General features: G+C 64.1%; 23 protein-coding genes and 1 tRNA gene. 18 read left to right on the top strand and 6 right to left on the bottom strand.

Annotated elements, in window-relative coordinates; all coding sequences use genetic code 11:
* Positions 1-72: 72 nt before the first annotated feature.
* From lgt to BJL86_RS07170, 4 genes are all read left to right on the top strand, one after another.
* Complete coding sequence (gene lgt, locus BJL86_RS07155; RefSeq protein WP_067473025.1) at positions 73-1,065, top strand: prolipoprotein diacylglyceryl transferase; 993 nt, start codon at positions 73-75, stop codon at positions 1,063-1,065.
* Positions 1,066-1,113: 48 nt separating this feature from the next.
* On the top strand, positions 1,114-2,532 hold the full coding sequence (gene pyk, locus BJL86_RS07160) for a pyruvate kinase (RefSeq protein ID WP_067473022.1): 1,419 nt from the start codon (positions 1,114-1,116) through the stop codon (positions 2,530-2,532).
* Positions 2,533-2,747: 215 nt separating this feature from the next.
* Positions 2,748-3,479: a M23 family metallopeptidase gene (locus BJL86_RS07165; protein ID WP_067473019.1), complete on the top strand. Its 732-nt coding sequence runs from the start codon at positions 2,748-2,750 to the stop codon at positions 3,477-3,479.
* Positions 3,480-3,745: 266 nt separating this feature from the next.
* On the top strand, positions 3,746-4,201 hold the full coding sequence (locus tag BJL86_RS07170; RefSeq protein ID WP_067473315.1) for an SRPBCC family protein: 456 nt from the start codon (positions 3,746-3,748) through the stop codon (positions 4,199-4,201).
* Between the two features lie 48 nt (positions 4,202-4,249).
* Here the strand turns inward: BJL86_RS07170 and BJL86_RS07175 are convergent, their stop codons facing one another.
* Both BJL86_RS07175 and BJL86_RS07180 read right to left on the bottom strand, forming a co-directional pair.
* Positions 4,250-5,722, bottom strand: coding sequence for a PH domain-containing protein (locus BJL86_RS07175; RefSeq protein ID WP_082908403.1), 1,473 nt, complete (start codon positions 5,720-5,722; stop codon positions 4,250-4,252).
* Positions 5,719-6,228: a PH domain-containing protein gene (locus BJL86_RS07180; protein ID WP_067473016.1), complete on the bottom strand. Its 510-nt coding sequence runs from the start codon at positions 6,226-6,228 to the stop codon at positions 5,719-5,721. Before BJL86_RS07180 ends, BJL86_RS07175 begins: the two co-directional genes overlap by 4 nt.
* Positions 6,229-6,336: 108 nt before the next feature.
* Here BJL86_RS07180 and BJL86_RS07185 point away from each other — a divergent pair, with 108 nt between their 5' ends.
* From BJL86_RS07185 to BJL86_RS07195, 4 genes are read left to right on the top strand one after another with little or no spacing between them, the layout of a single operon-like run.
* Complete coding sequence (locus BJL86_RS07185) at positions 6,337-7,242, top strand: ketopantoate reductase family protein (protein ID WP_067473014.1); 906 nt, start codon at positions 6,337-6,339, stop codon at positions 7,240-7,242.
* 43 nt (positions 7,243-7,285) lie between these two features.
* Positions 7,286-7,909: an ABC transporter ATP-binding protein gene (locus BJL86_RS17565; protein ID WP_231887160.1), complete on the top strand. Its 624-nt coding sequence runs from the start codon at positions 7,286-7,288 to the stop codon at positions 7,907-7,909.
* 45 nt (positions 7,910-7,954) lie between these two features.
* Entirely contained in the window at positions 7,955-8,863 is a 909-nt protein-coding gene (locus tag BJL86_RS17570; RefSeq protein WP_231887159.1) for an ATP-binding cassette domain-containing protein, read from the top strand.
* Positions 8,860-10,689, top strand: a complete 1,830-nt coding sequence (locus BJL86_RS07195) for an ABC transporter ATP-binding protein (RefSeq protein WP_067473011.1) — start codon at positions 8,860-8,862, stop codon at positions 10,687-10,689. Before BJL86_RS17570 ends, BJL86_RS07195 begins: the two co-directional genes overlap by 4 nt.
* Positions 10,690-10,720: 31 nt before the next feature.
* Here BJL86_RS07195 and BJL86_RS07200 read toward each other — a convergent pair whose 3' ends face one another.
* Entirely contained in the window at positions 10,721-11,209 is a 489-nt protein-coding gene (locus tag BJL86_RS07200; protein WP_067473006.1) for an SRPBCC family protein, read from the bottom strand.
* Between the two features lie 227 nt (positions 11,210-11,436).
* Here BJL86_RS07200 and BJL86_RS07205 point away from each other — a divergent pair, with 227 nt between their 5' ends.
* The gene (locus BJL86_RS07205; protein WP_067473003.1) at positions 11,437-11,619 is read left to right on the top strand and encodes a hypothetical protein; all 183 of its coding nucleotides are present in this window, start codon (positions 11,437-11,439) and stop codon (positions 11,617-11,619) included.
* Between the two features lie 103 nt (positions 11,620-11,722).
* Here BJL86_RS07205 and BJL86_RS07210 read toward each other — a convergent pair.
* Positions 11,723-11,796 (bottom strand) — tRNA-Leu (locus BJL86_RS07210).
* Between the two features lie 79 nt (positions 11,797-11,875).
* On the opposite strand from BJL86_RS07210, the gene polA reads away from it, so the two are divergent.
* From polA to BJL86_RS07240, 6 genes are all read left to right on the top strand, one after another.
* Positions 11,876-14,620: a DNA polymerase I gene (gene polA / locus BJL86_RS07215; protein WP_414836061.1), complete on the top strand. Its 2,745-nt coding sequence runs from the start codon at positions 11,876-11,878 to the stop codon at positions 14,618-14,620.
* 26 nt (positions 14,621-14,646) lie between these two features.
* A complete protein-coding gene (locus BJL86_RS07220) occupies positions 14,647-15,519 on the top strand; it encodes an alpha/beta hydrolase fold domain-containing protein (protein WP_067473000.1) in 873 nt (290 codons plus the stop codon).
* A 168-nt stretch (positions 15,520-15,687) separates the two neighbouring features.
* A complete protein-coding gene (locus BJL86_RS07225; protein WP_067472998.1) occupies positions 15,688-16,596 on the top strand; it encodes an ABC transporter substrate-binding protein in 909 nt (302 codons plus the stop codon).
* 59 nt (positions 16,597-16,655) lie between these two features.
* Positions 16,656-17,645: an amino acid ABC transporter permease gene (locus tag BJL86_RS07230; RefSeq protein ID WP_067472995.1), complete on the top strand. Its 990-nt coding sequence runs from the start codon at positions 16,656-16,658 to the stop codon at positions 17,643-17,645.
* Positions 17,642-18,421 (top strand): amino acid ABC transporter ATP-binding protein, encoded by a 780-nt coding sequence (locus tag BJL86_RS07235; RefSeq protein WP_067472992.1) that lies wholly within the window; start codon positions 17,642-17,644, stop codon positions 18,419-18,421. The genes BJL86_RS07230 and BJL86_RS07235 overlap by 4 nt, the downstream gene beginning before the upstream one ends.
* Positions 18,418-18,948: a hypothetical protein gene (locus BJL86_RS07240; protein ID WP_067472989.1), complete on the top strand. Its 531-nt coding sequence runs from the start codon at positions 18,418-18,420 to the stop codon at positions 18,946-18,948. The genes BJL86_RS07235 and BJL86_RS07240 overlap by 4 nt, the downstream gene beginning before the upstream one ends.
* Positions 18,949-18,988: 40 nt before the next feature.
* On the opposite strand, the gene BJL86_RS07245 is transcribed toward BJL86_RS07240, so the two are convergent.
* Positions 18,989-19,795, bottom strand: a complete 807-nt coding sequence (locus BJL86_RS07245; protein ID WP_067472986.1) for a class I SAM-dependent methyltransferase — start codon at positions 19,793-19,795, stop codon at positions 18,989-18,991.
* 247 nt (positions 19,796-20,042) lie between these two features.
* Between BJL86_RS07245 and rpsA the strand changes: the two genes are divergently transcribed.
* Both rpsA and coaE read left to right on the top strand, forming a co-directional pair.
* A complete protein-coding gene (gene rpsA, locus BJL86_RS07250) occupies positions 20,043-21,515 on the top strand; it encodes a 30S ribosomal protein S1 (RefSeq protein ID WP_075844897.1) in 1,473 nt (490 codons plus the stop codon).
* A gap of 152 nt (positions 21,516-21,667) precedes the next feature.
* Positions 21,668-22,645, top strand: a complete 978-nt coding sequence (gene coaE / locus BJL86_RS07255; RefSeq protein WP_075844898.1) for a dephospho-CoA kinase — start codon at positions 21,668-21,670, stop codon at positions 22,643-22,645.
* A gap of 18 nt (positions 22,646-22,663) precedes the next feature.
* On the opposite strand, the gene BJL86_RS07260 is transcribed toward coaE, so the two are convergent.
* On the bottom strand, positions 22,664-24,151 hold the full coding sequence (locus BJL86_RS07260) for a DUF4185 domain-containing protein (protein ID WP_231887158.1): 1,488 nt from the start codon (positions 24,149-24,151) through the stop codon (positions 22,664-22,666).
* A gap of 183 nt (positions 24,152-24,334) precedes the next feature.
* Between BJL86_RS07260 and uvrB the strand changes: the two genes are divergently transcribed.
* Entirely contained in the window at positions 24,335-26,461 is a 2,127-nt protein-coding gene (gene uvrB, locus BJL86_RS07265; protein ID WP_067472977.1) for an excinuclease ABC subunit UvrB, read from the top strand.
* Positions 26,462-26,569: the final 108 nt, after the last annotated feature.

A 26,569-nucleotide genomic window follows, 5' to 3' on the forward strand; every position in this document is an offset into this window, starting at 1 on the left:
CCGGCCCCGCCCGCGCGCACCAGGACTACGCGCCAGCCCGCCCCCGAACTACGAAAGTAGCCACCAGCGCCCATGGACAGCACCGCACTCGCCTATATACCCAGCCCACCGCAAGGGGAGTGGGACCTCGGCCCGTTCCCGTTGCGCATGTACGCCATATGCATCATCGCCGGAATCGTCGTTGCCTGTATCTGGGGCGAGCGTCGATGGAAGGCGCGCGGCGGTGAGCCGGGCGTCGTGCTCGACGTGGCCATCTGGGCGGTGCCCTTCGGCATCATCGGCGGCCGCATTTACCACGTCGCCACGGACAGCTGGCGCTACTTCGGCGAGGGCAAGAATCCAGTCGACGCGTTGAAGATCTGGGACGGCGGCCTCGGAATCTGGGGTGCAGTGGCCTTCGGCGCCCTCGGCGCACTCATCGGACTGCGTTCTCTCGGAATCCGCTCGGTAGGTGCCTTCGCCGATTCGATCGCCCCGCCGATCATCCTCGCCCAGGGCATCGGTCGTCTCGGCAACTATTTCAACCAGGAGCTCTACGGCGGCGAGACCGACCTGCCGTGGGGGCTCGAGATCTACCGCCGATACAACGAGGCGACCGACACCTTCGGCCAATATCAGGGAACCTCGACCGGCGAAGTGCTCACCGTCGTCCATCCCACGTTCCTGTACGAATTGCTATGGTGCGTCCTCGTCGCCGTGGTCCTGGTCGCGCTCGATCGCAGGTTCCGCCTCGGCCACGGACACGTGTTCGCGCTCTACGTCGCGCTCTACTGTCTGGGCCGCTTCGGTATCGAGCTCATGCGCACCGATGACGCCACGATGGTATTCGGACTCCGCATCAACACGATCGTCTCGGCCGTGGTTCTCCTCGCCGCTCTCGCATACGTTGCATTCAAGAAGCCGCGCCACCGCGAGGACCCGAAGGAATTACTACCGAAAAATCGGTCGGATATGACGTCGGAGGAGCCCGACCACGAACCTGCCGCAGCCGCCGGAAGCGCAGGACACGAGTCGGATTCGGCCGGAAAGGACCGGCCGGAGGGCCCGGGAGAGGGTCGCGGTTAGCGGCTTTTCCCGGCGGCGCGATCTCTCTGCTCGGACTACGATGGTGGCGTGAAACGCCGGACTAAAATCGTATGTACGCTCGGGCCTGCCGTGGCCTCCCAGGAAGGTGTGCGCAAGCTGGTGGATACCGGCATGGATGTCGCACGCCTCAACTTCAGCCATGGTGCCCACGAAGACCACGAGAAGAACTACAACTGGGTGCGCGAGGCCTCCGAGGCCACAGGTCGCGCCGTCGGAGTTCTTGCAGACCTCCAGGGGCCCAAGATTCGACTTGGCACCTTCGCCAACACCCGCGAGCAATGGGAGACCGGGGAGTTTGTCACCATCACGGTGGAGGACGTCGAGGGCACCCACGACAGGGTGTCGACAACCTATAAGCAACTTTCCGACGATGCCCGCCCGGGCGACCGTCTGCTCATCGACGACGGCAAGGTCGCGGTCGAGGTCATCGAGGTGCGCGACAAGGACGTGCGCTGCCTCGTGACCGAGGGCGGGGAAGTGTCCAACAACAAGGGCGTCTCGCTACCGGGGATGAATGTCTCGGTGCCCGCACTTTCGGAGAAGGACATCTCCGATCTGCGCTTCGCTTTGCAACTCGGCGTCGACTTCATCGCGCTGTCCTTTGTCCGTTCCCCGGCGGACGCCGACCTGGTCCGCCAGATCATGGACGAGGAAGACGTCTACCTTCCCGTCATCGCCAAGCTCGAGAAGCCCGAAGCCGTAGAGAATCTCGAGGCGATCGTCATGGCCTTCGACGGCATCATGGTCGCCCGCGGCGACCTCGGTGTTGAACTACCTCTTCAAGATGTCCCTCTGGTGCAAAAGCGTGCCGTCCAGATTGCCCGGGAGAACGCCAAGCCGGTCATCGTGGCAACGCAGATGCTCGACTCGATGATCGAGAATTCCAGGCCCACCCGCGCCGAGGCGTCCGACGTCGCCAACGCCGTGCTCGACGGCGCCGACGCCGTCATGCTCTCCGGAGAGACATCCATCGGTAAATACCCGTACGAGTCCGTGCGGACCATGTCCTCGATCGCCCAGGCGGTCGAGGCGGATTCCACCTACGTCCCGGAGCTGCGGCACAAACCACGGACCAAGCGCGGCGTCATCAGCTATTCGGCGCGCGAGATCGGCGAGTCGCTCGATGCAAAGGCGCTCGTGGCCGTCACATCCAGTGGGGACACAGTGCGGCGGCTCTCGCGCCTACATAGCCCGCTACCGCTTTTCGCCGTGACCGGAAACAAGCGTGTGCGCAGTCAGCTCGCACTCACGTGGGGAGTGGAAACCTTCCTCATCGACGAGTTCGGCGACACCGCCCAGGTGTTGTCCACCACCGACGGAATCCTCGAATCCCACGCCCGGTTCAAGGCCGGAGATCTCGTGATCCTCGTAGCTGGCAGTGTCCCCGGAGTCGAAGGGTCGACCAACTTCATCCTCGCGCACCGGATCGGCGAACAAGACCACTGATCTCGCAAAGATAACAAACGCGACGACGCAGGTTTAGTCCTCTGACCTGCGTCGTCGTAATTTGTTTGTCCGATGACGTGACATTTGTGAGACCGTTCTGTTACATTGCTTGAGGTCGTTCAAACGGCCCCAATACATTCGTTTTTGTCACCGTCTTGTGATCAAAGCGAGACAGACAGAAGCACACCAGCTAGACCTTCGATAAGAGGACGCACATGAAGCACAACCCGAACGCGGTCTCCGTCGCACAGCTCCAGGAGCGTCTCGGCGCACAGTCGGCGGCCGGAACCACGGTCCGCCACGCACAGGCTCGCAACTCCGCCGCAGGACGTACGACCGCCAAGGTCTTTGCCGGTGCAGCAATTGCAGGCGGCGCAGCACTCGTGTCCGGCCCCATGGCCCAGGCGCAGTCTGCAGAGATGCCTTCCCCTGAGCAGGTTCAGGATATGGCGACGCAGGTCTACAACGACCACTTCGCCGGCCACATCGACCAGGCGACGGCCCAGCAGTATGCCGACGTTGCCGGTATCGATCTCGGTTCGCTCAGCGACATCATCCCCGGTGGCGCTCACGCACCTACCGTCGGTGCGCTCACCTCCGGCTTCGGCCCCCGCTGGGGCACATTCCACAACGGCACCGACTTCGGCGCCCCGGTCGGCACCCCGATGTACGCCGCCAAGTCCGGCACCGTCGAGGCTGCAGGACCGGCCTCGGGCTACGGCCTGTGGATTCGCATCCGCACCGATGATGGCGAGCTCCTCGAGTACGGCCACAATAACGAGAACTACGTGTCCGTCGGACAGCGTGTGAATGCCGGACAGGTCATCGGCACCACCGGTAACCGCGGCTACTCCACGGGCCCGCACCTTCACTTCGGCGTGCAGAACGCTGCCGGCCAGTGGATCGATCCGGTGCCGTGGCTCGCCCAGAACGGCGTCATCGTCTAAAGACGGCCACAGCGCCGCGCGGGAGATCCGCGCACCACAACTTCACATGCACGACCCAGCGCAGTAGCAAGGTTCTTGCGCCACCACCCCTCTTATCGAAAGCGGCGTCGGTACGGTTCACCTCTCAGGGAACCGATCCCGGCGCCGCTTCGGGGTATTTCCGCGTTCTCAAATCACCCGCGGGGAGTTCCCCGAGATCAAAGCACCTAGACTGGCGCAGGGCGCGCAGATGACGCGCCACGAGTCCACGCGAAGGAGAAATGCACGTGGGTAAGGTCCAAGCTCGAAACGAAGCCACTATCGCCGCGCCGGCGAATGTCGTCGCCGATACTCTTGCGAACTACCAGATCCGCCCGGAGCTCCAGCCGGAGAACTACTCGGCCTTCCGCGTCGTCGCCGGTGGCATGGGTCAGGGCACGATCGCCGCATGGAATCTCCAGGCTACGAAGAAGCGTTCCCGCGATGTCGAGGCCGTGGTCACCGAGACCGGCGACAAGAACACCGAGTGGACTCTGTCGGAGGCCGACAAGAACTCCACAATGGTCACCACGTACACGGTGCGCGCACAGGGAGCGAGCTCGTGCACGCTGATCGTCGATACCCAGTGGGACGGTGCGACCGGCATCGGTGGGTTCTTCGAGCGCACGTTCGCGCCCGGTGGACTCAAGAAGATCCAGCAGGAGCAGATCGAGGCGCTTCGCGCCCGCGTCTCGTCGAACTAAGAATCTCCGCCGTCATACGGCATTACTTTTCGGGCTCGTGTGGGGCCGCTACTTCGGTTGCGGCCCCACAGCGCTATGCGCGCTCACCACTTCGGGTAGGCGTCGCTGGCGCAGGATTGCGAGAAGGCGGTCCGCCTCGGCGACGCTGAGGTCCTCCCCGGCCATGGACACCGGCCCAGGGACAAGGTCCATACGTACAGTCGCGATGGCCAGGCCCTGCTGGATAGGCCCCCGCGAGAGACTGAGCTCCTGGATGTGAGCGGGGTCGATGGCCGAGACCCGGCGCCCCAGGCGCCCGGCGTGCGTCACGACCGCGTGCGGCACGGAGTGCCCGTCACCAACCAAGGTCACACCTTGACGTCGGAGATCGAAGGGCGACACCAGGAGCGCATTCTCGGGGCTGGTGAAATCGGCGCGGGTCCTGCCCTCGGGCCGGGCGTACTCGGCGATCTCTTCGATGGAGAGGGGGCCGACGGCCTCGAACACGCGCACGGCGTCCGCGAGTGTGCCGACGGGAAAGACGACCGTGGTGCCCGAGGTCTTGTCCTCGCGGTAGCCGGCAACATCGACGAGCACCTTCCACCAACCGGTGAGCCGCCACAGCGCAGGCTGGTGGACCTGCACCGCGTGGATCCGGTCGAGCGGAACGGTCTGCCGGCGCCGCTCGGCGAGACCGTACTGAAGATTGAGCTCGCCGGATTCGAGAGTCGCGGTGAACCTCCAACTCTTGTTGAGGACTCCGTAGAGCCACGGGGCGGCGCCGATGAAGAACGGGATGAGGCCCGTGATGGCCGGCGGGAACACCACGGCGACGACGGCGACGACGAGCACGGCCAGCGCCGACCAATCGAGCGCCGCTCCCGCGATGGACCGCGTGATGGGAATCGTCGGTACGAGCAGGCGTCCGCCGTCCGCGTCGGCTTCCGCGCCTGTAGTGAAAGGTGCCTCGGTCGCCTCGGCTGCCCCTGTCGCTGCGCGCACTTGCGCCGGGTTGTGTGCGGGCGCCTCGGAGGTGCCAGTGGTTTTGCGAACGGTGCCGAGGATCTCCTCGCGCAGGCCTGCCGCTTCCGCACGGCGAAGGAATTCGATGGCGACAACCGAATCGGACCCGCCTGCCGTCTCCACACGTACGGCCGCGAGTCCGAAGATCCGGGCGATGAGCGGTTCGACGATATCGACAGCTTGCACGCGTTCGAAGTGTGCGGACCGTGTCGTCCGAGTGATGAGGCCGTGGCGGAGGACTACTTGATCCTCTGTGAGGCGGAAGCCCTTGGCGCGCCACCACGGAATCGTCGCGGCCCATAGCAACACGATGATGAGCGGGATTCCCGCGACCGCGATGGCCACAGGCAGCCAGCCGAGATGATCGGAGAGAAATTCTGCCGCATCGCGGACGCGGGAGAAGGCGTTGAACGCGAACGCCACGATCGCCGCGACGAGCACTGCCCACATCTCGAGCAGGTTCGTAGCCGGGTGGACCCGCCGCCAACCGTCGGACGTTTCCCGGGAAAACACGCTCACAGCCCGCTCATCCTCTCGCGCGCCTTGTCCGCCAGGCGTCGGCGCAGCGCGGTCGCTTCGTCGGCAGGCAAGCCCGGAATGGACGAATCCGATGTGCTCGACGCGGTGTTGAGCGTGACCGTTTGAAGCCCGAAGGTCTGCGCGATCGGACCCGCCGTGACGTCGACGTACTGGATTCGCCCGTAGGGAACCACGGTGAACTGGTGCCACAGCCGGCCCTTGGAGATGAGCAGCTCGTCGTCGGTTTCCAGCCAGCCGATGCGTTTCACCTGTACGGGCACGATCCACAGGCTGAACGTGGTCAACGCGATTCCGGCGGCGGCGAGAGCCCACCACGCGGGATGGAAGATAAGCGCCAGAACGACACCGGCGATAGCGACCGCCGCGGTAAAGGGCAGCACCGATATATAACGGGCTGGAACCAGCTTGCGACTGACGGGATTGAGGGCTTCGCCCCGCACATCTTCCGGTGCTGGTTCGGGCACGGTCGTTTCGTTGTCCGGCATGGCCACAGTGTGACACAGCGCGACGGGAACGCCGGGGACCGGTTGAATCTCTGGTTACGTAGGATCGTTGTCCACGACAATCAACTGACGGCCTGCGGGGATCACGCTATGGAATCGGTAGAGAAAAAGACGATCGCGATACTCGGAGCCGGCGGGATCGGCGGACTCGTCGGCGCACTACTTGTTCGCGCCGGGCACGAGGTGGTCTTTATCGCCAAGCCCGACACGGCAGAGATTCTGCGTCGCGATGGCATTCGTGTCGCCAGCGAACAGTTTGGCGACTTCGAGGTCTCCGTCGACGCGCAAGATTCCCTCACGGTCAAGGCGGACATCGTTCTCGTCACGGTCAAGGCCACACAGTTGGAAAAGGCGGTCGAGCGGATCGATCCGGAACTGGTCGAGGGCGCGACGTTGATTCCGTTCCTGAACGGCATCGAGCACGTCTCCGATCTCCGCCGCGTGTTCCCTTCCTCAAGAGTGCTCGCGGGCGTCATCAGGGTCGAGTCCACCCGCGTGGCCCCAGGAGAGATAGAGCAGAAGAGTTCGTTCGTTCGCGTCGACCTCGCCGACGAGTCGGGCGGAGACTCCCGGCGTGTGGAACTCGTCGAGCTCCTACAGTCGGCAGGAATCGCGGCAACCGTTCATGACAACGAGGCGCAGGTGATGTGGTCGAAGCTGTCTTTCCTCGCACCATTCGCGTTGTTGACCACTCGTTTCGACAAACCCATCGGGCAAATCAGAACGGATCACCGGAGCGAGCTTCTCGGAGTTCTGGAAGAGGCGAATACGGTCGCCGCAGCGTATGGAGTCGACAGCGACGAGGATGAGCAAATGAGCCTCTACGACGCATTCCCGGAAAATGGGACGTCGTCGATGCACAAGGATGCCGGCGCCGGCCTCCCGCTCGAACTCGAAGCTATCGGAGGTGCGGTACTTCGGGCGGCAGATTCGGCGTCGGTGCCCGCTCCGCTGACTCGGTCGCTTGTCGAAGAAATCACACGTCAGCAGGGCTGATTCGCTTCTTTCTCTGTCGGGATGCGTTGGTAGTCTGCAATTCGTGCCCCGAAACTATCGCAGGATGCCGACGTGGACCTGGTTCGTGCCGGAGGTAGCGCCGCAGGAACCGGGTCTCGTTGATGATGCGCGGTGGACGAGCAATGGTCGCGCCGCATGGGCGCTTCTCTGGTCCCACCCGATCGCCGTCCTCGTCATCGTGTCCACTCTCGCCGTCAACGCCTTCATCGGCGCGATGAGCTCCATCGTCATCGGCCGCGGCGTGGAGTTCGCGTTCGGGGAAGGCTCGGCCACTCGGGTACTCATCCCGTGCGCCGTCATCGCCGTGCTTCTGTTCGTGGGGTGGGTGCTGGAGGCCACCGGCGATGCGATGACCGACGTCGCGCAGGCTCGAACGGTGCACGCTCTACGTTTGTCGCTCACGGATCGTCTGCTGCGCTCCCGCGAGTCGGGGCTGGCGCCGGGGCACGTGCTCAATACGGTCGACGAGGATTCGAACCAGGTCGGCGAGCTCAAGCAGGTCATCAACTTCCCGGTGATGATGGTCGGGATGCTCATCGGCGCGGTCGTGCTCCTCGCCCCGTCGTCGCCGGTGATTTCGCTGCTGCTCGTGCTCGGGGGGATCTGTACGGCGCTGGCCTCGGTGTTAACCGCGCGACCGATCTAGAAGATCTCCGCCAAACGCCGCGCAGCAGAATCCGACACCGTATCGATGGCCACCGATTACGCGCAGGGCTCCCGCGTGGTCAAGGGCCTCGGCGCGGTCGCGGCGACCGAGTCGAGGTTCCGCGAGGCCACCGACACCGCGCTGGGCTTCATGCTCACCGACGCCCGCATCACCGCAACGCTCACCTTCGTGCGCCAGCTCGTTCCGGTGGTGTTCACCGTCGGGGTCGTCGCCTACGCGGCGATGCTCGCGTGGAATGACGAGATAGGGGAGGGCGAGCTCATCTCGGTCACCCTGCTTGCTCCGCCTGTCCTCACCGTGACTGGGCACTCGCTCGGTTTTCTCACCGAGTTCTGGGCGCGCGGATCCACATCTGCAGGTCGCATCCGCACGCTCGTCGGCGCGCTCCGCCCGCGCATCGCCGACGCCGACGACGCGGTAGAGCGCCCCGCGCGGGGCTTGACGATCTGGTCGCCGCACACCTCGGCTGGCCAGCACGAGGCGGCGCGGAGGGCGCAGCGGCTGAGCACCCACGACGATATTCTCGTGCTCCCACATGCGGTCAACATTTTCGAAGGCACGCTCGCCGACAACGTCGATCCGTTGGGCACGGCCGGCGAGGCGCGGGTCCGCGAAGTTCTCGATGTGGCCGCGTGCGGCGACATCGTGCGCCGACTCGGCGGCGGCGACACCGGACCCTTGCCTGACGGGGAGATCGGCGAGGCCGGACTCAACCTCTCAGGCGGCCAGCGGCAGCGAGTGGCGCTCGCACGCGCGCTGGCGACGGGCGCCGAAACACTCGTGCTCGACGATCCGACGACAGGCCTGGACGCCGTCACCGCGGATGACGTCGCACGTGCCGTGGCCTCATACCGGAAGGGCACCTCGACGGTCATCATCACCTCCTCGCGCGCCTGGATCGCTGTAGCCGACTCAGTCGAGGAGCTGCGATGAGCACACCTACCACGGCAGCCCCCGCGACGATCACGGACGACCGGGTTGCCGACGCGCTCGCCCCGGCGCCCTTCGGCGACTCCGTGCGCTACCTGGGCACGCTGCCCTCGCGGCCCCGCGCGCGCTGGGTCGTGGCGTTCGCCGTCATCTTCACGATCACGCTGATCGCGATGATGTTCTCGGCGAACCTGTTCGGCTACGCGGCGGGAATCGTCTCGGGCGAATCGGTGCCCGTCCTCGACTCCGGGACGCGCGGGTTCGCCCTGCTGCTCGCTGCCATCGCCGTCACACAACTGGTGGAGGCGGCCGGACGCGCTTTCGGTATGTGGCTCATCGTGTCCAAGACGAGGCAGATGTCGGTGGACCTGCGCCGGGGCGCGCTGTCGGCGGTGCTGCGCGCGCCGATCTCGGACGTGCTCACCCTCGGTACCGGCAACGTCATCACGCGTCTGACCAAAGACATCGACCAGACCGTCCGCATCATCGGCGGGATCGGCGTGCGCCTCGTCGTCACCATCCTCATGTTCCCGTTCACGATGGTCTCGCTCGCCCTTATCGACTGGCGTTACCTCATCATCTTCGCGATCCTCGCGACGCTCACGGTACCCATCCTGCGCTCGACACTTATCGCGATGCGTGAGTACTCGAACATCGTCTCCTCGGCCGAGGCGCGACGAAACAACCTCCTCCTCGACACCATCCGCGGCATCCCGACACTGCGGGCGATGCGGCTGGATAGGTGGGCGCTCGGCCGGATGCAGAAGGGCTCATGGAACGCCGTGCAGGCCAACGCCGACCGTGCGCCGGTCATCACGAGGCTCATCGGCCAGGCCACCTTCGGCTACGGGCTTCTGCTCATCGCTACATTTGTCGTGTCGGCCATGTTGTATGACGCCGGAGAGCTTTCCCTCGGCGCGGCCGCAGCCGCCGCGGTCCTCGTCTCTCGCATGGAAGTCCACATTTTCAACGTGCTGATGTTTGCCGGCGAGATCCAGAAGGCGGCCACCGGCCTGGGCCGTGCTGTCGCGCTCGCCACCCTTGCTGACGGGACGGCTGATCTACCCGAACCGGACGACCTGGACTCCGCTCCCGAGATCCGGATCGACGGGCTCGATTTCGCCTACCCCGACGGCGCGAATGTGTTGGAGGGCGTCTCGTTGACGCTCGCCGCGGGTACGACTACGGCACTCGTAGGTGCTTCGGGGGCGGGAAAATCGACGCTCGCCGCCGTCATCGCCGGGCTGCAACGGCCCTCCGGTGGCCGGATCCGCATCGGCGATGTGGATACCGCCGAGGTCGCCGACGTGTGGACCGCGCGCAACGTCACCCTCATCAGTCAGGAAGTGCACTTGTTTGCAGGCACCCTGCGCGAGGATCTGCACATGGCAGCCCCAGATGCCGGGGACGACGTACTCAAGGCCGCGCTGGCGGAAACGGGGCTCGTAGAGGGCGGGCTGCAATGGGGCCGGTGGCTTCCCCTCGGTCTGGACACCCGCGTCGGCGCCGGGGCAGACGAGCTGGGCCCGGAGGTCGTCCAGCAGATCTCGCTGGCGCGCATCATCCTGCAGGATCCACCGGCGCTCATCATGGACGAGGCGACTGCAGAAGCAGGCAGCGATCACGCTCGCGCGCTCGAGCAGGCGGCTATCCGGGCGGCCTCGGGACGCACGTCGCTCGTCGTGGCGCACCGCCTCGATCAGGCCATCGCCGCGGACCGAGTCGTGCTCATGGCAGAAGGGGCGATCTTAGAGGACGGCACCCACGACGAACTCGTCGCCAAGGGCGGCCGCTACGCGCAGCTCTACGCCCGTTGGGCGGCGAACTGAGGAGTGCCGCTCGGCCTTCGGCTACCGGTGGTTAAGAGGCCGCCGCGGCGCTGCGGCGGCGGCTTTCGGTGGCGATTTCGTCGAGATCTGTGGCCACCATCTTGTTCATCGCCTTGGACATGAGGGTGCCGCTGAGCATGCGAGCTGCCTGGAGGGCAAGCCTTTTGACCCCGGAAACGTCGCCGACCTCGGAGTAATGCTCGTAGGTCACCGACGTGGTGTCCTCATCGATCGGGCCGAGCGAGATCGTGATGTAGTTGGTGATTCCCTCGGTGTCGAAGCGAATACGTGTGCGGCCTTCAAGCTCGCACTCGATGACCTCCATCGTCGACGTGAGCGGCTTGCCGAACACCATGCGCGTTTCCGACCATTGGAAACCCACGTCGTAAGGGCCCTCCGAGAGGGTCTCAGTGGCCACGACCTCGGTGAAGATCTCCGCGCAGTTATCGATATCTGTGATGACGCCCCATACGGTTTCGGCCGAAGCGCCTACGCGGGCAGAGTGCGAGATCGTTTTCATGCGTCGGATTCTACGTGCCGCGGGCCAGGTCGATGGCGGCTTTCGCGGGTGCCACGTGGGCGATGCGAAGTTATTTCCCGACGCCAAGGTATAAGCCAGTGTCGTCCCATGAGCCACACAGGAAGCGTCATTACTGTTCTGTCCATTCGAGGTGAATATTCACCCCACACCGCTGACGCACAGGGCGCCCGGGTGGGCCAGGAGTCTCGGATTCAAGGAGGAACATCATGCACGACAACGACATCATCGCCGACATCGTCCCCATCGAGGGCGACTTCTCGCAGGCCTGGCCCAAGCTGGTCACCGCATTCCTGCCCGACGGCGAAACCTCCCAGGCGCTCTTCTACGAAGACGGCACCATCGAACCCCTCGGCCAGGACGAGATCGAGATTCCCCGCAAAGCGGGATGATCGCATAGCCCGGCGGCAGTTCTTCCCCTCGTATGTTCGCCGAAAGCAAAGGACCCAGCCACATAGTGCGACTGGGTCCTTTGCGATTTGTATCGAATCGGCGTGCCCCAGGTGAGACTCGAACTCACACTGGACGGGTTTTGAATCCGTTGCCTCTGCCAATTGGGCTACTGGGGCGCGGCGCCAGACGGCGCCGGGGGCAAAGTGCCTTCGGGAATTCTACCGCACGTCCGGCGTCAGGAATAAAACACATAGAGTGGGACGCGTGAGTGACGAGAGCAATGGCGCGCAGACGGTAGACGACGGCGAGAACACGCTTCTCCTGGTGGACGGGCATTCGCTGGCCTTTCGGGCGTTTTACGCGATTCCGACGGCGAATTTCTCCACCTCGTCCGGGCAGCACACCAACGCCGTGTACGGCTTCTTCACGCAGGTGATGAAGATCGTGCAGGAGGAGAATCCCACGCATTTCGCGGTGGCGTTCGACGTGTCGCGTAAGTCGCTACGGCGCACCGCCGAGTTCCCCGAGTACAAGGCGCAGCGAGCGGCGACCCCGCCCGAATGGGCGGGGCAGGTGGAGCTCATCCAGAAAGTTCTTTCCGCGTGCGGGATCGTTATGGCAAGCCGCGAGGGCTACGAGGCCGACGACCTCATCGCCACGCTGGCCGAGGAGGCGAAGGGCAAGGGCTTCCACACCTACATCTGCACCGGCGACCGCGACGCCCTCCAGCTCGTCACCGACGAGGTAACCGTTCTATATCCGAAGCAGGGAACCGGCACGCCGATCCGCTATACCCCGGACGAGGTCGAAGCTAAGTACGGCGTCCGCCCGGAGACCTACCCGGATCTCGCGGCGATCCGCGGCGATAATTCCGACAACCTGCCTGGGGTCTACAAGGTCGGGGAGAAGACCGCAGCGGACTGGCTGCAGAAGTACGGCAGCCTCGACGAGATCATCGCCCACGCCGACGAATTCGGGGGCAAGCGCGGAGAATACCTGCGTGAAGCGATCCCGCAAGTACAGATGAACCGCAAGCTCACCGAACTCGAACGCGACGTGGAGCTCGACGTCGGTGTTGATGACCTGCGCCGACACGAGGTCGACGCGGTGGCTGTGACGAAAGAACTCGACGCCCTGCAGTTCGGCAAGGACTTCCGCGACCGCCTCTTCGCCGCGTTCGGGACCGTCGGCGACACCGCAGACCAACTCGACGAAGCCGGGCAGGTCGAGCTGGACCTGACGATGATCCCTACCGGCGGGATGTCCGAATGGTTGACGTCGGTCGCCGGTGCCGAGCGGGTCGGCGTGCATTTCGTCGGCAATGCCTCGCCCGCCGAGCCGGACCTGACCTCCATCGCCATCGCAGCCCCGGACGGCACCGCCGGGTACCTCGATCTCGCCTCTGCCGCGCCTGAGGACGAGGAGGCGATCGGCGCCTGGCTTGCCGACGCGGAGTCGGCCAAGCTCTTCCACGATTCGAAGGCCGCGAGACACCAGGCCGCCTCCCGGGACTGGGACATCGAGGGTGTCGCGTTCGACGCCTCGCTGGCCGCGTACCTCGTCCGCCCGGGCCAGCGCACCTATGCGTTGGCCGATCTGATGCTGCGCCACCTCCAGCGCGAACTACACCCGGGCGGAGAGCCAGAATCGCAGCTGTCCCTGCTCGACGACTCCGATTCCGACCGCGAGTTGGGCCAATACAACGCGGAGAGCGCGTTCGCGCTGATAGAACTTACAGACCGCCTCGAGGTCGAGCTGGAGACCGTGCATGGCGTGAAGCTGTTCAACGACATGGAACTTCCTCTCGCGCGGGTCCTGTTCGAATCCGAGCGCGCGGGCATCGACGTCGACCGCAAGGCGCTCGAAACGCTCCAGGAGGAGTTCGTCGACCGGGCGAGCGCCGCGCAGAACATGGCGTGGGAGTCGATCGGCGATTCCTCCGTAAACCTCGGCTCGCCGAAACAGCTGCAAAAGGTGTTGTTCGAGGACCTCGGCCTGCCCAAGACCAAGCGCACGAAGACCGGCTACACCACGGACGCCAAGGCCCTCGAGGAGCTCCAGGCGACAACACCACACCCGTTCCTCGGTTCGCTGCTCGAATACCGCGACGCGACGAAAATGAAGCAGACCGTCGAAGGGCTGATCAAGTCCATCGCCGACGACGGTCGTATCCACACGACCTTTCGTCAAACGATCGCCGCGACCGGACGTCTGTCCTCCATCGAACCGAACCTCCAGAACATTCCCGTGCGCAACGAGACCGGTCGCAAGATCCGATCCGCGTTCCGCGTGGGCTCCGGCTACGAATGCCTGTTGACGGCGGACTACAGCCAGATCGAAATGCGTGTGATGGCCCACCTGTCGGCGGACGAGGGGCTCATCGAGGCATTTCGCTCCGGCGAGGACCTCCACTCTTTCGTCGGCTCGCGTGCCTTCGGGGTCGAGCTCGACGAGGTCACCCCCGAGCTGCGCCGCCGCACGAAGGCAATGTCCTACGGCCTTGCCTATGGGCTGTCGGCCTACGGCCTAGCCGCGCAACTGGGTATCTCGCAGGGCGAGGCCAAGGAGCAGATGGAGGCGTACTTTGCCCGCTTCGGTGGGGTCCGCGACTTCCTCGGCGAGGTTGTCGAGGAGGCCCGCAAGGTGGGTTACACAGAGACGATGTTCGGCCGCCGCCGCTACCTTCCCGAGCTCAACGCCAACAACCGGATGCAGCGCGAGAACGCCGAGAGGGCAGCGCTCAACGCTCCGATCCAGGGCACCGCCGCGGATATCATCAAGGAGGCAATGCTCCGCGTGGACCGGCGCCTGCGCGAGGAGAAGTTGGAAAGTCGCATGCTTCTGCAGGTGCACGACGAGCTCGTCGTCGAAATCGTCGCAGGGGAGCTCGACACCGTCCGCGACATCGTCGTCACGGAGATGGATGAGGCCATCGAGCTTTCGGTGCCGCTCGAGGTCTCCGTGGGCGTCGGAGACAATTGGGACGCGGCGGCGCACTAGCGGCGCAGCGCGCATAGGCTGGTCGCATGTCCGTGGCGATGGCGCTGACCAACACCCTCCTGGCCCATTCGAACAAGTACGCCCCTGGCGACGACTCGCACGTCAAGAGTGATGCGCCAGTGCCGCTGTCCCTGCGGCGCCGGTGCACGGTGGAGACCGACTCGGTAGCGGGGATCGACGTGTATACGCTCACCCCGAAACGCGGCGGCGCGGATATCGAAATCCTCTACTTCCATGGAGGCGCATACAACGCGGGGATGATTACTCCGCACTGGTGGGTCATCAGATCTCTCATCGCCGCGACGGGCGCTACCGTCCACGTGCCGAGCTACCTGCTCGCACCCGAGCACACCGCGGACGAGGCGTACCCGTCCCTCGACGCCGTCACCGACGATGTTCTCCTCGCGGCCGGATCGCGGCGAGTCGTCTTCGCCGGCGATTCGGCGGGTGGCGGCATCGCGCTGGCCGAGGCGCAGCGCTGCCGCGACCGGGCCGGCAGGAACGCCGATCACCTAGTGCTGTTCTCCCCGTGGGTCGACGTGACGATGGAAAACCCCGCCGCGCGCGAGGTACAGAAACGTGACGTCTCGCTCAACTGCGACCTCCTCGCCGCCGCCGGCCTCTGGTGGGCGGGGGACCGGGACCCGTCGGACCCGCTCATCAGCCCTGCCAACGCCGACCTCGCCGATCTTCCCCCGATGACCGTGGTGCAGGGCGGTAGGGATGTACTTGCGCCCGACGTCATAGATCTGGTGGGAAAGGTGCGTGACGCCGGAGGCAGCGTACACCTGGAGGAGGCGGCCGAGGGGTTCCACGTCTACGTCGCAGGATGGTGGACTCCCGAGGCGCGCAGGGCGCTGCGGCTCGCTGCACAGGGAATTCGTGGAGACGGCAAATAGCGCCGGGCGTGAATCTGGCGAAAACCGACGTTTACCGCTTTGAAACCGGGTTTAGTTTGACTTAATCTTCCAGACATCGAAAAGAGCGCGCGGGAATCGCCGGGACCGAACGGGCGAACGGTTCGTCGCGCGCCACCCGTCCGCCCGGCGAAAGGTTTCCCGAAGCCCATGAGCACATCCCCGTCACGCCCGCACCGGCGGCGGCGCAGCTTGAGTGCCGGGATCGCCGCGCTGACGGCGATCGCGCTGGCAGCGGCCGGGTGCACGAACTCCGAGGAGGTCGGAATCCCGGAGGAACCGCCGCTGAGCGTGGACGCGGTGCCGGAGATCGCCGCGATGGTCCCGGAAGGCATAGCGAACTCCGGGGCATTGGTCGTGGGAACAAACACGCCGTACGCGCCGAACGAGTTCAAGAACGATGCCGGCGAGATCATCGGTTTCGACATAGAGATCATCGACGTCGTCGCCGAGACCATGGGGCTGCGCGCCGACATCCGTGAGGCCGATTTCGAGAAGATCATCCCCTCGATCGAGACGGGAACCTTCGACGCGGGCATCTCCTCGATGACAGTGACGGCCGAGCGCGAAGAGGTCGTCGACATGGCCCGTTACTTCATGGGTGGTACGCAATGGGCAGCCCGAGTGGATCGAGACGTCGACCCCGACAACGCCTGCGGACTGCGGGTAGCGGTGCAGCGCACGACCGTGCAGGACACCGACGACATCCCCGCACGCAGCAAGAAATGCGAAGCCGAAGGTAAGCCCGCGATCGAAAAGGTTCAGTACGACGAGCAAGACCAGGTCGGCAGCGCCGTCGCACTGGGCCAGGTGGACGCCATGAGCGCGGATTCGCCGGTGTCCGCGTTCGTCGTGGAGAAGGCCGAGGGCCAGGTCGAACTCGTCGGGGAACTCGTCGACGCCGAGCCCTACGGCATTGCGATGGCCAAGGACAGCCCGCTCGGCGAGGCAGTCGTCGCGGCGCTGCAGCACCTCGCCGACTCCGGAGTGCTTGGCAAGATCGCGGAACGTTGGGGAGTGCAGGAAGGCCTGCTCACCGAAGAACCGTCGCTGGGGTAGCACCATTAGCGAACACAGCAGGTCCGCCGTCATGAACGAAACGAAAGGGTCCAGGGGAAGTGACTGACAATCGGGGCGAACAGAACACACCGCCCGCCGCGCCTGGCGAGGGGCGCTCGGAGCCGGAGCTGATCCGCGCCGTGCCGCTACGCCACCCGTGGCGCTGGACCGCCGCGGCGGTGATTCTCGTGCTCGCCGGGCTCTTCGTCTGGGGCGCGGTGACAAACGACGCGTACCGCTGGGACACCTACGCCAGGTACCTTTTCGACAAGCGCATCGTGCTGGCCGCGGGGTACACGTTGCTGCTCACTGTGACATCCATGGCGATCGCCATCGTCCTCGGCGTCACGTTTGCGGTGATGCGGATGTCCGATAACCCGGTGATGCGGTACGTCGCATGGGTGTACCTGTGGATCTTCCGCGGAACCCCGGTGTACCTCCAGCTGTTCCTGTGGGGCATGGTCGGCTCGATCTACCCCGTCGTCCACTTGGGTATTCCGTGGGGACCCACGTTCGTCGAGTTCGTCACGCAGAACTGGACGAACGCGCTGATCCTCGCGATCATCGGCCTCGCGCTCAACGAGTCGGCGTACATGGCCGAGATCGTCCGGGCAGGCATCGACTCGGTGCCCGAGGGGCAGCGCGAGGCGTCCACGGCGCTGGGCATGTCTTGGCGTCAGACCACGATCCGCACCGTGCTTCCGCAAGCGATGCGCGTGATCATTCCGCCGACCGGCAACGAGGTGATCTCGATGCTCAAGACCACCTCTCTCGTCACGGCGATCCCGTTCACCCTCGAACTGACCGGCCGCGCCCGCGATATCTCGGCGGCGAACTACCAGCCGATCCCGCTGCTCATCGTCGCCGCGACGTGGTATCTGGCGGTCACCTCGATCCTCATGGTCGGGCAGTACTACCTTGAGCGCTACTACTCCCGCGGAGCCACCCGAAAGCTGACGGCGAAGCAGCTGCGCGCGCTGGCCGACGCCGAAGGCGTGCCCCCGCGCAACATCGAGATCACCGACGAGCCGCAGGGAGGCGCGCGATGAGCGACACCACAGGAACCGAGCCGATGATCCGCGCCGAGGAGATCCACAAGAACTTCGGTTCCCTCCGCGTGCTCAAGGGGATTTCGTTGGAGGTAGCGAAGGGAGAAGTGCTGTGCCTGATCGGCCCTTCGGGTTCGGGTAAGTCCACCTTTCTGCGCTGCATCAACCACCTGGAGAAGGTCAATGCCGGTCGTTTGTACGTCGACGGCGACCTGATCGGATACCGGCAGAAGGGCGAACGGCTATACGAGCTCAGCCCCAAGCAAGCCGCCCGCCAGCGCGCGGACGTGGGGATGGTGTTTCAGCACTTCAACCTGTTCCCGCACCGCACGGCGATCGAGAACATCTTCGAGGCGCCGGTGCAGGTGAAGAAGCAGCCGGCCGGCGCTGCGCGCGCCCGCGCCGCCGAACTTCTCGAGACCGTAGGGCTCTCGGCGAAGGCCGAGGCTTATCCGGCGCAACTGTCCGGCGGGCAGCAACAGCGCGTCGCCATCGCACGCGCTCTCGCCATGGACCCCAAGCTCATGCTGTTCGACGAGCCCACCTCCGCGCTCGACCCGGAACTCGTCGGGGAGGTGCTGCAGGTGATGCGTGACCTCGCGAATGACGGGATGACCATGTGCGTGGTGACCCACGAGATGGGATTCGCTCGCGAGGTTGCCGACAAGGTGGCCTTCATGGACGGAGGTCGCGTCGTCGAAATCGGCACGCCTGCGCAGGTGCTCGAGCACCCGAAGGAGGAGCGTACGCAAGAGTTTCTGTCGAAGCTCCTATGACGTCGGCGACCATGGGGGAGCGGGTGTGTCGCATCTGCGGGCGCACGAAGTTCGCCGCCGCATGCGCCGGCGGGGCTCTGATGATGGCGAGTTGCAGCCTCGGGTCTCCCGAATATGTCGGGGAGGCGGGCGTGCTCCGCGAGGCGGGCGGCGACTACGAGGTATTCGTCAATCCCTGCGGTGAGGCGATTATCGAGGTGTCGGTGGAGGCGGGCGGCGACACGGTAGGAAAGCTCAAGGCGAGCGAGCCCAGCGAAGAACCGTTTTCGTTCGTCCTCGGAGGTCGCGCGCCCGCACCCTGGCAGGCCACGGATGTCGGGGACACCGGTATCGGCGCCGATGACGAGATCACGGTAAGCGTCGAGCTCGCCGACGCGTCGGGGAACCGCGAATTCACACCGACCGAGATCGCGGTCGACGAATTCGATCGGCCCGTCGGCAATCGCATTTTCGTGGGCACCCCACACAAGAGCGGAGACAGAACGCTATCGGATCCCGAATCGTGGCTCGGCGTATGCCGGGAGTGAACCCGTAGCGTGGCACCGCCCAGACCGTTGAGGGCCCTGCCTAATCCGGACGGTGGGAGACGAAGATCGCGGTGCCGGGGAAGATCTCCCCGCGTAGCGGGGACCACTGCCCCCACGTTTGCGTGAGCCATTCTGGCCATTCCGGCTCGATGAGATCGTCGAGCACGAATCCGGCCGCGAGAAGTTCCCTGATTCGATCGCCGAGAGTGCGGTGGTGTTCCACGTAACGCAGCTCGCCGTCGTCATCGGTTTCCGTATACGGCGACCGGTCGAAGTAGGGAAGCACGGCTTCGAGCCCACGCGGACCGGGATCGTCGCGGAAGATCCAGCGCATCGGATGGTTGATGGAAAAGACGAACAGGCCCCCGGGCGCAAGTACCCGATGGGCCTCGCGCATGGCGAGGGCGGAATCGGCGACAAAGGGAAACGCGCCGAAGGCGGAAAACGCGATGTCGAACGATCCGTCCGAAAACGGCAGGTCGGTGGCGTCCGCCTGCACCAGGGGGATTCGTCCGTCTCCGGCGTCCATCGCGGCAACTCCCACATCGAGCATGCTGCGAGATAAGTCAAGGGCGACCGGGTGCGCACCCTGGTGGGCGAGCCACCGGCTGCATGGCGCGGAGCCGCACCCGATTTCGAGTACGCGCTTGCCGCGGGTATCGCCGAGAAGCGCCCAATCTCCCTCGTGCATCCCCTCGGGACACCAAATGAATTCCCCCGTGGGCGAATCCGCGCCGAGAAACGCCCCGTGTTCGCGGTGGTAGTCCGACGCTTCCGCGTCCCACCACGTTCGTGAACTTCTCACGGACTCGGCGTTTCCTGCCTCCGGACGCTGATATAGCGGCACTAAAACCCCTCGGAATAAACGGCGATGTGACTGATGGGACCAGGTTTCGAAGTGAACCTGCCAGCGTTTGATCTGACAGTTCTATCAGCGTAGTATTTACCACCGTGTGTGCGCGCCCGGTGCGTGTGCCTGTTCTGGCGAGCGGCTCCCGAACGCTTTTCATCGTTGTTAAGTGGCTTGAAGTGGCTCGTCAGGAGCTTAACTGTCCATCTACGACCTTTTCCATTTGTTCGGAGCAACTCAACATATGACCACCAACAACACCTCGCCTCAGGTAGCCGTCAACGACATCGGCTCTGACGAGGACTTCCTTGCCGCAATCGACGCCACGATCAAGTACTTCAACGATGGAGACATCGTCGAGGGCGAGGTCGTCAAGGTCGATCGTGACGAGGTCCTTCTTGATATCGGTTACAAGACCGAAGGCGTGATCCTCTCGCGCGAACTCTCGATCAAGCACGACGTCGACCCGAGCGAGGTCGTCGAGGTCGGCGATTCGGTCGAGGCCCTTGTCATCACCAAGGAGGACAAGGAAGGGCGGCTGATGCTGTCCAAGAAGCGTGCTCAGTACGAGCGCGCCTGGGGCACCATCGAGGAGCTCAAGGAAAAGGACGAGCCGGTCAAGGGCACCGTCATCGAGGTCGTCAAGGGTGGTCTCATCCTCGACATCGGCCTTCGTGGCTTCCTCCCGGCCTCGCTGGTCGAGATGCGTCGCGTCCGCGACCTGCAGCCGTACGTCGGCCGCGAGCTCGAAGCGAAGATCATCGAGCTCGACAAGCACCGCAACAACGTTGTCCTCTCGCGCCGCGCATGGCTTGAGCAGACGCAGTCCGAGGTCCGCTCCGAGTTCCTTCACCAGCTGCAGAAGGGACAGGTCCGCAAGGGCGTCGTCTCCTCGATCGTCAACTTCGGTGCGTTCGTGGATCTCGGCGGTGTCGATGGACTCGTCCACGTCTCCGAGCTGTCCTGGAAGCACATCGACCACCCGTCCGAGGTCGTCGAGGTCGGACAGGAAGTCACGGTCGAGGTTCTCTCCGTCGAGCTGGACCGCGAGCGCGTCTCGCTGTCCCTCAAGGCGACGCAGGAAGACCCGTGGCGCCACTTCGCCCGCACCCACGCAATCGGCCAGATCGTGCCGGGCAAGGTCACCAAGCTCGTTCCGTTCGGTGCGTTCGTTCGCGTCGAAGAGGGCATCGAGGGTCTCGTCCACATCTCCGAGCTCGCAGAGCGCCACGTTGAGGTTCCGGATCAGGTCGTCGGCGTTGGCGACGATGCGATGGTCAAGGTCATCGATATCGATCTCGATCGTCGTCGTATCTCGCTGTCGCTCAAGCAGGCCGACGAGGACTACACCGAAGAGTTCGATCCGTCCAAGTACGGTATGGCCGACAGCTACGACGAGGCCGGCAATTACATCTTCCCCGAGGGCTTCGATCCCGAGACCAACGAGTGGCTCGAGGGCTTCGAGAAGCAGCGTGAAGAGTGGGAGCAGCGCTACGCCGAGGCGGAGCGTCGCCACAAGCTGCACACCGTGCAGATCGAGAAGGGCCGCGCCGCTGCTGCGGAGCAGGCCGAGGCTGCCCCGTCGAACTACTCGTCCGACGCTGCCGCTTCCGAGCAGGCCGCTGCTCCGGCTGCCGAGTCCGCCGAGGCCGGTGGCACCCTCGCGAACGAGCAGCTCGCTGCTCTTCGCGAGAAGCTCGCGGGTGGCAACAACTAAGTAGCGCTTTCGCCGCATGTGTTGGCATGCGCTAGCGCGACAATCGATTCCCGGGTTCACTCCGAACCCGGGAATCGGTGTATTTGCACGCGTCCGGGCGAAATGGCATGGCCCCCTCCCGCTGACACCCTCGATCTTCTAAGCTGAACCACGTGTTGATACTTGGATTGACCGGCGGAATCGGCGCGGGCAAGTCGACCGTGTCCGCGGAACTCGCTCGACTCGGCGCCGAAATCATCGACGCCGACAAGATTGCGCGCGAGGTCGTCGCCCCGGGAACTCCCGGCCTGGACATGCTCGCCGCCGAATTCGGCGAGGAGATCATCGGTGCCGACGGCACGCTGGATCGCGCCGCGTTGGCCGAACGCGCTTTCGTCAGCCAGGAGCGCACGGCGGCGCTCAACTCGATTACGCACCCGCTCATCGGCGAGCGTACTGTCGAGCGATTCGCCCAGGCGCCTCAGGACGCCATCGTTGTCCACGATGTTCCGCTCCTCATCGAAGGTGGCATGGAACCCGGCTACCACCTCGTCCTCGTCGTCGACACCCCCGAGGAGCTCAGGCTGCAGCGCCTCGTCGAGCTCCGGGGGCTCACCGAGGCCGATGCGCGTGGGAGGATCGCCAAGCAGGCGACGGACGAGCAACGGCACGCATCGGCCGATATCTTGCTCGACAATTCGGGCTCGGAGTTGGCGCTCCTAGAACAGGTCCGAAAGGTCTGGGACCGGCGTCTGGTTGTCATGGCCAACAATCTGGAACATCGCCACCCGGTGTTGCCCGGTGAGACCGTCGTCGACTACCGACCTGAATGGGCCGATGAGGCTCGCCGTGAGATCGCCCGCCTGCAGCATCGGATCGGCGATGTGAGCGAAAACATCACCCACGTTGGTCCCACGGCTACAGATGGGCCAGCGGTTGATCTCATTGAAATAGACATCGAGCCCGCTGGCGTCGATGATGCCGAGACCATCCGGGCGCGCCTCATAGAGGCGGGGTATGTCGCCGATGACGGCGGAGAGTACGTGCTCCGCTGGGTCGATCCCGTCAGGCCACTGGCGGTGAGAATCAGGATGTCCGAATCGGATGGACAGCAGGTCGCGGCGGCGTGCGCGAACCAGGACGTCCGATAGGCTTTCCCGTCGCCTCCGCTAGAACCCGGGGATCGGGGTGCGCCCGAGCTCCTGCACCTCACCCGTCGTCGCCGGATCGGGGCGATTCTCGGGCGTGATCTCGCCGCGGCGCACGAAGTCGAGATTCGTCTTCATGAGGAAAACGTTGTACGCATCCCACGTCGAAACGGTGAAGTACATGTCGCGGCCGTTGAGCGACCACGGATGAACGTAGGCGCCGTAGATCGAGGGAAGGCTCTTAGACGACAGGAGAATGTCCTCACCCGACCAAGGGCCCACTGGACTGTCCGCCTGCCGCATGACGATGTTGTTGTCGCCGTTGGTGTAAAGCGCGATGTAGCGGCCGAGGTACTCGTTGTAGGCGACGGACAGCTCCGACACGGGAGCCGGGATGACCGGCGACGCGCGGTTGAAGTCGCCGGTCCACTCGCGCTTGCCTGCATCCCAGTACTCGTACTTCGTGGGGTTCTCGAAGTCCTGCCAGTACTCCTGGCCCTGTTCGTTGCGGATACGCACCCGGCCGACGCGGGCATCGCCCTGACGACCCGACGGCGTGAGGAACTCGTAAGCGAAGTCGCCGTCCTTGACGAAGGCACTCATCTGGCCGTTGTCCATGCGCGGCGGCGGGTCATTGCGGCGCTCCTTGCGCGGGGCGTCCTGGCCGGGCTGCGGCACCTCGACGTCATGCTGGAAGAAGTTTGCAGGTCCCACAGGGAGTCGGTTCTGTCCTGTGACCCGCCATGTCCAGGGCAGCTGATTCCAGTTTTCGCCATTGTCGCCGGAAATCGCGAGCGAGGAGTAGTTGGTCTCCCAGTGCCCGGGTTGGCCCCAGTCGATCACCGACATATAGCGCAGGTACTGCTTACCCGCCACGGAGATGCCTGCGGTGGGGATGACCGTGCGTTCCGCGCCGGGGATGCCGGAGCGCGGGATGATGGACTTCGCCAGGCCTGGCGACTCCATCGGTGCATTGTCGAGGTTCATCCCGTCCTCAAGAATTCCGTCCTTGGAACGGAAGAGGACATTTGAACGCCACTGCGAGTCGCCGATGCAATTGCCCATGGTGTCGCCGACGGCCATGAGAACTTCGCCGTTGCCGTTATCCCACATGATCCCGAGGTCGGTGCCCGTGATGCCGAATCGGTCGGCGGTCTTATTCGGACTCGTCCTACCCGTGACTAGCTCGACGGAGTCGGTGCGACCGGTGAGTTTGGGCATGTGCCCACCGAGGGTGTTGAACCACGGAATAGAGTTACCGACGATGGCGTCGGCCACGTTATTGAGGATGCCAGCCTGGCTCGCCGCCCGGTAGACGCCTCCCATGACGAGCTCGCCCGGAGTTCCCATCGTTCCGACGCTGCCGTCTCCGAGTCCCTGGCAGGGGTCTGCCTGTGCGTTCGGTACAGAGTCGGTGGAGATGCTCAGGATGGTCACAGCGGCGGTAGCGGTGACTGCGGCGAGGGCGAGGGAAGAGACCCTCCGGACGAGGCGGGGCATGGCCGGCATGTGCATTCCTAGCGCGTCTGGGCGTGGGTATTCATTCGGCAAGCTTAGTTGTCCAATCCCGGAATTTCAGCACCTTCTAAGTGAAGAATTGGAGAAGGATCGCGATTACCCCAAGCGATTCATCACAGTCGAGTCCCATGCGCCACAGGCGTTTCTGTCGGCCTTACCTCGTACGATGGACGCATGGCGTTTGCAACGGAGATCCCCGACGACAATGACCCCTACACGGTGCAGTCAGAGTTCCGCCCGATCGGAGAGATCGAAAGGTCGAGTGCGCCGTTCGAGGTGGAGAGTCCGTACTCGCCGTCGGGCGATCAGCCTACGGCGATCGCAGATCTGGAAAGGCGCGTACGGGAAGGGCAACGCGATGTCGTCCTGTTGGGTGCGACAGGTACCGGTAAGTCCGCCACTTCGGCTTGGCTGATCGAAAAGCTGCAACGCCCGACGCTCGTAATGGCGCCCAACAAGACTCTTGCGGCGCAATTGGCCAACGAACTTCGTGAGATGCTCCCGCACAACGCGGTCGAGTACTTCGTATCGTATTACGACTACTACCAGCCAGAGGCGTACATAGCGCAGACCGATACCTATATCGAAAAGGACTCGTCGATCAATGACGACGTCGAACGCCTGCGGCATGCGGCAACGTCCTCACTGCTGTCTCGGCGCGACGTCGTCGTCGTTTCTTCCGTGTCCTGTATCTACGGTCTCGGCACCCCGCAGTCGTATCTTGACCGATCGGTGCCGCTCCATGTCGGCCAGGAAATCGATCGGGACGACTTCCTGAGGCTTCTTGTCGATGTCCAGTATTCCCGCAATGACATGGCCATGACTCGTGGAACTTTCCGAGTGAAGGGCGACACCGTGGACATCATCCCGACATACGAGGAACTCGCTATCCGAATCGAGTTTTTCGGTGATGAAATCGATTCGCTCCATTACATCCACCCGCTCACGGGTAATACGATTCGCTCGGTCGAAGACCTACGCATCTTCCCGGCTACTCACTATGTCGCAGGTCCCGAACGTATGGCTAAGGCTGTTGCCAACATCGAAGCGGAGCTGGAGACGCGCCTGGCCGAACTCGAGAAGCAGGGGAAGCTCCTCGAGGCGCAGCGCCTGCGTATGAGGACCACCTACGATTTGGAAATGATTCAGCAAGTCGGGTTCTGCTCGGGAATCGAGAACTATTCCCGCCATATCGACGGACGCCCGGCGGGAAGTGCGCCGGCCTCGCTGCTCGATTATTTCCCGGAGGACTTTCTCACCATCATCGACGAGTCGCACGTGACCGTGCCTCAGATCGGCGCGATGTTCGAGGGGGACATGTCGCGCAAGAGAAACCTCGTCGATTTCGGTTTCCGGCTACCGTCGGCCCTCGATAACCGGCCATTGACGTTCGAGGAATTCCGCGAGAGGGTCGGCCAGACCGTGTATCTATCGGCGACTCCGGGAACCTTCGAATTGGCGGAGGCCGGAGGCGAATTCGTCGAGCAGGTCATCCGCCCGACAGGTCTCGTGGATCCGAAGGTAGTGGTCAAACCCACACATGGGCAGATCGATGACCTCATCACGTCGATCCGGGAACGCGCGGAAAAGGATGAGCGCGTACTCGTCACCACGCTGACGAAAAAGATGGCTGAGGACCTCACCGACTATCTCGTCGAACTCGATATCCGTGTGAGGTATCTGCATTCCGAGGTCGACACGCTGCAACGCGTCGAACTTCTCCGCCAGCTTCGGCGCGGAGACTTCGATGTGCTCGTCGGCATCAACCTCCTTCGTGAGGGACTCGACCTGCCCGAAGTGTCGCTGGTGGCGATCCTCGACGCGGACAAGGAAGGATTCCTTCGTTCGACTACATCGTTGATCCAGACCATCGGGCGCGCGGCGCGAAACGTCTCGGGCGAGGTGCACATGTACGCGGATCGGATCACCGATTCGATGCAGTCGGCGATCGAGGAGACGGAACGACGTAGAGAGAAACAGGTCGCTTACAACGAGGAGCATGGCCTGGACCCTCAGCCGCTTCGAAAGAGCATCAACGACATTCTCGACCTTGTGTACGAGGAAGCGGATTCGCAGGACTCGACAGGCGAGAGCGTGTCGGGCGACGCGACGATGATCGGTGAATTCGAGCGTCCCAAGGATATGCCTGCCAAGGACCTCGAAAAGCTCATCGGCGAGCTCACGGCGCAGATGAAATCCGCTGCCGGCGAGCTGAAGTTCGAACTCGCGGGTCGGTTGCGCGACGAAATTGCCGATTTGAAGAAGGAACTTCGCGGAATGAAGGACGCGGGCCTCGAATAATCGCCGAGCTCGCCATTTCGCGACGCAGCCGACCTTACTGCCCTAGAATTGGCTGAATTGTTGTGCTTGTTTAGCCCATAGAGCTATTACAATGGGTGCGAATTGACC

It is taken from the genome of Dietzia timorensis (genome assembly GCF_001659785.1).
Lineage (GTDB): Bacteria > Actinomycetota > Actinomycetes > Mycobacteriales > Mycobacteriaceae > Dietzia > Dietzia timorensis.